This is a genomic window from Streptomyces sp. NPDC060049, assembly GCF_042736715.1.
Taxonomy (GTDB): Bacteria; Actinomycetota; Actinomycetes; order Streptomycetales; family Streptomycetaceae; genus Streptomyces.
Genome location: NZ_JBHWVV010000037.1, coordinates 1 through 5,035 on the forward strand (window position 1 = coordinate 1; position 5,035 = coordinate 5,035).

Here is a 5,035-nt window from a genome sequence, read left to right on the forward strand (position 1 = left end):
GCGCGGCTCCGGGCCACGCGCCGGGCGCCGCGGCGGGCTGCGCGGCGGCGGGCGCGGGCGCGGCGGCGGGCTGCGCGGCGGCGGGGGCCTGTGCGTGAGTCGGGGACGCGGCCGGGGCCATCGGCTCGGGCGGAACCACGGGGGCCACGGGGGCCGGGGCGGACGCGGGAGCGCGTACGACGGCGGGGGCCATCGCGTGCGCCTCCGGCCCGGGTACGTACCCCATGGCGGGGGCGGGGGCGGGGGCGAAGGACGCCGCCGCGGCGGCCGCGCCACCGCGCTCCAGCCGCTCGAGCCGCGCCTGCACGGAGCGCTCGTCGTCGAAGGCGGCGGGCAGCAGGACGCGGGCGCAGATCAGCTCCAGCTGCAGCCGGGGCGAGGTCGCTCCGCGCATCTCCGTGAGCCCGGTGTTGACCAGGTCGGCCGCACGCGACAGCTCCGCCGCCCCGAACACGGACGCCTGGTCCTGCATCCGCTGGACGACATCGGCCGGGGCGTCGATGAGCCCCTTCTCCCCGGCGTCCGGCACGGCGGCCAGGATCACCAGGTCGCGCAGCCGCTCCAGCAGGTCGGCGACGAAGCGGCGCGGGTCGTTGCCGCCCTCCACCACCCGGTCGACGATCTCGAAGGCGGCGGCCCCGTCCCCGGCGGCGAAGGCGTCGACCACGGCGTCCAGGAGGGTGCCGTCGGTGTACCCGAGGAGCGAGGTGGCCATGGCGTATGTCACACCCTGGTCGGCGGCGCCGGCCAGCAACTGGTCCATGACGGACATGGAGTCGCGGACGGATCCGGCACCCGCGCGCACGACGAGCGGCAGCACGCCGTCCTCGACGTGCGCGCCCTCGCGGTCGCAGACCTCGCCGAGGTACTCCCGCAGGGTGCCGGGGGGCACGAGGCGGAACGGATAGTGGTGCGTCCTGGACCGGATGGTCCCGATGACCTTCTCGGGCTCGGTCGTGGCGAAGATGAACTTGAGGTGCTCCGGCGGCTCCTCGACCACCTTCAGCAGGGCGTTGAAGCCCGCCGAGGTGACCATGTGCGCCTCGTCGATGATGTAGATCTTGTACCGGCTGGAGGCGGGCCCGAAGAAGGCCTTCTCGCGCAGGTCACGGGCGTCGTCCACACCACCGTGCGAGGCCGCGTCGATCTCGATGACGTCGATGGAGCCCGGGCCGTTGCGCGCGAGGTCCTGGCACGACTGGCACTCCCCGCAGGGGGTCGGCGTGGGGCCCTGCTCGCAGTTCAGGCACCGGGCGAGGATGCGCGCGCTGGTGGTCTTGCCGCAGCCCCGCGGCCCACTGAACAGGTACGCGTGATTGACCCGGTTGTTGCGCAGGGCCTGCATCAGCGGGGCAGTGACATGCTCCTGCCCGATGACCTCGGCGAACGACTCGGGGCGGTAGCGGCGGTACAGCGCAAGGGACGACACGTCTACGAGGTTATCCGGGCCCACCGACATAAGCGGCCCGCAGACCCGTACCGGCCCGGCACGGCAGGCTCACACCCGGCCCGGCACACTCACGGACACCCGGCCCGGCACACTCACGGGCGCCTGGCCCGGACCGCCCCCGGCGTCCCGCCGGCGGGGGTCTTCCCGGCCCGCGGCGTCTCCCGTCCCGAGCTGCCCGGGAACGCAAAGCGCCCCCCACGCACCCACCAGAGCCCACTTACCCTTGCTGCCTTCCGGCCCTGGGGGAGTTGGGTGAGATAGCGCCACGTGAGGGGCTGGCCCCCACCCTAGCGGATGGAGGCCCCCGGAATCGAGCCGGACCCCACCGAGGTCACCGCCCGACGATCACGTTCGCGAGCACCCCTCAACGTCTTGTATTGTTTGCCGCGGAGGATTCGCCTAGTGGCCTAGGGCGCACGCTTGGAAAGCGTGTTGGGGGCAACCCCTCACGAGTTCGAATCTCGTATCCTCCGCCAGTGCCTCACCGGGCACTTGAAGGCCCCGACCGGGAAACCGGCCGGGGCCTTCTGCGTTCCGTGGTCTCAGTTCCAGTCTCAGCCATTTGCGACATAGCCGGATGACCCACCACATTCCGGCCTCGATGGCCTACCCCTCGTACTCCCAAGGATTCAGCAGGAGTGCGCCTGACCTCGCCAGATGCTTGATGTTGCGGCTCACCAGCGTCCAGTCGTTCGCCAGCGCGGTGGCGGCGATCAGCGCATCGGGTGGATCGATGCTGGTCCCGGCACTCTTGAGCCTCCGGTGAAGAGCGAGGCAGGCGAGTGCCTCCCTCTCTCCGACGGTGGCGATCCGGTCGCGGTACTGATCACACGGATGTCCGCGAGCGCCCGCTCGAAAGCGGTACGCCGCACCAGATCCGGCGTTCCCTGGATGCCCGCCTCGATCTCCGCGACCGTGATGACGCTCAGATAGAGGGCAGGAGCCGGAACAGACCGAGCCCAGGCGACGACGGCCGGGGCAGGCTTCGGACGGGTGGTGATCTCCACGGCCACATTGGTGTCGAGCAGATAGATCACTCGCCGCCCGCCGCGTCGTCGTAGGACCTCTGCCCGAACTCCAGCCCCTCGAACGGGGCCGCCGTGAGCCGTTCGAGAAACCCGTCGCCGCCCAGGGTCGCCCAGCGGTGAAGCATGTCGGGCAGGGCATCGATGTCGGTGTCGGCGAGCACGGCATCGAAGTGCCCGAGCTGCTGTTCGGGCAGAGACTCCCGGATCTCCCGGATCGTCCGGAGCGGATGAGGCTCCTCAGGTCTGCGCGGCGGGAGGGCAGGTTCGGGGCAGTGCTCATGATCGGCTCCTCCACGCTGTGATCCACGGGCCCGTACCTGAAGACCACCCTAGGCCGGACAACCCTGGAGAGGGCCGAGAACGACCCGAATCCGAGCTTTGACGGATCCGCCGCGATGGCGATCCACCGCACCCGGCACCTCCTCGCCCTGTTCATCACCATGCTCGCCACACCGAAGATCGAAGTCAGCAGCTTGCATGCCGCATTTTGTGATCTTCGGAAGAGCTCCACCGTAGACACCATGCCGGATATACTTTATGGGTCAGCTGATATCACCGGAGGTGTCTGGATGAGTCGAACAGTGATCGACCTTGACGACGAGCTGCTGGCCGACGTGGCTCAGGCGCTCGGGACGAGCACCAAGAAGGAGACGGTCAACACCGCCTTGCGTGAAGTGTTGGAGAACCGCCGGCGCGCGCTCGCGCTCACTCGGCTGCGGGCTACAGCCGGAGAGGGCGCGTTCGATCTGGGCCTCTTCGAGGACAAGAGGAACTACCGAAGGTGAGCGCGGCACAGTTCCTGATCGACACCAGCGCACTCGCGCGGTTCCTGCACGGCGACGCCGAACAGTACGGCTGGGATCAGGCGGCTGCGGCTGGTCTCCTCGCAACCTGCCCGATCACCGAGCTGGAGTTCTTCTACAGTGCCCGATCCGCCGCAGACCGCGCGCGTGGCATCGATGACATGCGGTTGCTGTTCGGCTGGGTGCCCATCGACGACCGGGCGTACGACCGCGCCTGGCAGGTCCAGGAGCTACTGACCCAGCGCGGGCAGCACCGCGGTGCGGGCGCGGTGGACCTCGTCGTTGCCGCCACCGCGGAACTGCAGGGGCTGACTCTCCTGCACCGCGACCACGATTTCGAGTGCATCGCGGCTGTCACCGGCCAAGCCATGCAGTGGTACGGCCCGGAGGCCGGCAAGTAGGCGTTGAAGAGCCCCACCGCTTGCGGTGGGGCCCTTCGCGTTCCCCCGGGCGGGCACGGCCGGCAAGGTCCGAAAGAGACGGGCTAGTGCTGTGGCCGGGAAGGTTTGCCGGGTCGCGGCGTCCGGTGCGGTGCATCGCAAGGCGGAGGACCGCGGCTCGTACTGGACGTACTTCCGTGGTCCGACAACGCGGCGAGGTGCCGTGCCGGGCGTCGCGACCCGGTGAACCTTCCCGGTCACAGCACTAGCCGTGGGGGATCAGGGCCACCGGGGCGTGGACGTTGTGGGCGACCGCGTGGTCCGTGGGGCCGAGGCCGTGCAGGGGACGGTGGCGGCGGCGGCCGACGACCAGGAGGTCGGCCGCGGCGGACTCGTCGACCAGGACGCGTGCGGCCTCGCCCGGGCGGCTGACCCACTCGGTCGGCACCCCGGGACGGCGCGCGGAGGCCGCGGCCACCACGGCTTCGAGTTGCTCCGCCGAGGCCCCGGCACCCGCCGCGTGCACGGCGCGCAGTGCCAGTCCGTGCGTCGACGCCCACGCGAAGGCGAAGTCGAGCACGGAGGCGTGGTCGCCGGCCGGGTCAACGCCCACGACCACCCCGCCTCCGCGCTGCGCCCGCTCGGCGGCGGGTTCCCGGATCAGGACGACGGGCAGGTCGGCGCGACCTGCGACGTGCAGCGCGGTGGAGCCGAGCACCGGAACGACGTGGTGGGTGTGTCCGCTCGCGCCGAGAACGAGCAGTCGGGCCTTCGACCGGGCGGCCGCGCGCGGGAGCTCGTTGCCGGGCCCGCCCTCGGCGGTGGCCGTCTCGACGGTCAACCCGGGGTGCGCGGAGCGCAGTTCCGCGGCGAGCGACGCCAGTACGGCCACGATGGCGAGCTCGCTCTCACCGAGCACGGGCACGAACTCGGGTGAGATCGGCTGGATCCTCGGCCAGGCCTGGCCGACGTGGAGCAGGTGGAGCGGAGCCCCCGCCGACGAGGCCTCCCGGGCCGCCCAGCGGGCTGCGGCGAGGCTGCGGTAGGACCCGTCGAATCCGACGAGGAAGGGGAGGGACGGCTCGGCCCCGGAAGGCGGGGCCTGCTCGGACGGCGGGGAGGGCTGGGCAAGCGGGAGGGACATCGGCGGCACCCTTCTTTCCATGCCGCGGCCATTTTTCTGGTCGCTCCTACGACGCTACGCCCCATGCCCCTTTTATCCCCCTTCGGGGGCCGGTCACGGGCTCGCGCCCGCAGAGAAGTGGGGGGGGGGGCCCCCCGCCCCCCCCCCCCCGGCGCCAGGGGGGGCGCGCACCCCGCCCGCGGGAGGGGGCGGCGGGGGGTGGGAGCGGTCGGTGGGCGGCCGCCGGCGTG

6 protein-coding genes, 1 tRNA gene and 1 other RNA gene are annotated in these 5,035 nt (G+C 71.6%); 3 read left to right on the forward strand and 5 right to left on the reverse strand.

Going from position 1 to position 5,035, the window contains the following annotated elements:
* On the reverse strand, positions 1-1,429 hold a 1,429-nt coding region (locus ACFWBY_RS36545; RefSeq protein WP_385409758.1), incomplete at its 3' end, for a DNA polymerase III subunit gamma and tau.
* Positions 1,430-1,631: 202 nt separating this feature from the next.
* Positions 1,632-1,730: signal recognition particle sRNA small type (gene ffs, locus ACFWBY_RS36550), an RNA gene on the reverse strand.
* Positions 1,731-1,838: 108 nt separating this feature from the next.
* Between ffs and ACFWBY_RS36555 the strand changes: the two genes are divergently transcribed.
* Positions 1,839-1,926 (forward strand) — tRNA-Ser (locus ACFWBY_RS36555).
* 237 nt (positions 1,927-2,163) lie between these two features.
* Here ACFWBY_RS36555 and ACFWBY_RS36560 read toward each other — a convergent pair.
* Positions 2,164-2,487: a PIN domain-containing protein gene (locus ACFWBY_RS36560; protein WP_385345100.1), complete on the reverse strand. Its 324-nt coding sequence runs from the start codon at positions 2,485-2,487 to the stop codon at positions 2,164-2,166.
* Entirely contained in the window at positions 2,484-2,639 is a 156-nt protein-coding gene (locus ACFWBY_RS36565; protein WP_385345103.1) for a hypothetical protein, read from the reverse strand. Before ACFWBY_RS36565 ends, ACFWBY_RS36560 begins: the two co-directional genes overlap by 4 nt.
* A gap of 408 nt (positions 2,640-3,047) precedes the next feature.
* On the opposite strand from ACFWBY_RS36565, the gene ACFWBY_RS36570 reads away from it, so the two are divergent.
* Both ACFWBY_RS36570 and ACFWBY_RS36575 read left to right on the forward strand, forming a co-directional pair.
* Positions 3,048-3,263, forward strand: coding sequence for a type II toxin-antitoxin system VapB family antitoxin (locus ACFWBY_RS36570; RefSeq protein ID WP_374778334.1), 216 nt, complete (start codon positions 3,048-3,050; stop codon positions 3,261-3,263).
* Positions 3,260-3,682, forward strand: coding sequence for a PIN domain nuclease (locus tag ACFWBY_RS36575; RefSeq protein ID WP_385345106.1), 423 nt, complete (start codon positions 3,260-3,262; stop codon positions 3,680-3,682). The genes ACFWBY_RS36570 and ACFWBY_RS36575 overlap by 4 nt, the downstream gene beginning before the upstream one ends.
* A gap of 244 nt (positions 3,683-3,926) precedes the next feature.
* On the opposite strand, the gene ACFWBY_RS36580 is transcribed toward ACFWBY_RS36575, so the two are convergent.
* Positions 3,927-4,805, reverse strand: coding sequence for a universal stress protein (locus tag ACFWBY_RS36580; protein ID WP_385345109.1), 879 nt, complete (start codon positions 4,803-4,805; stop codon positions 3,927-3,929).
* Between the last annotated feature and the right edge of the window lie 230 nt (positions 4,806-5,035).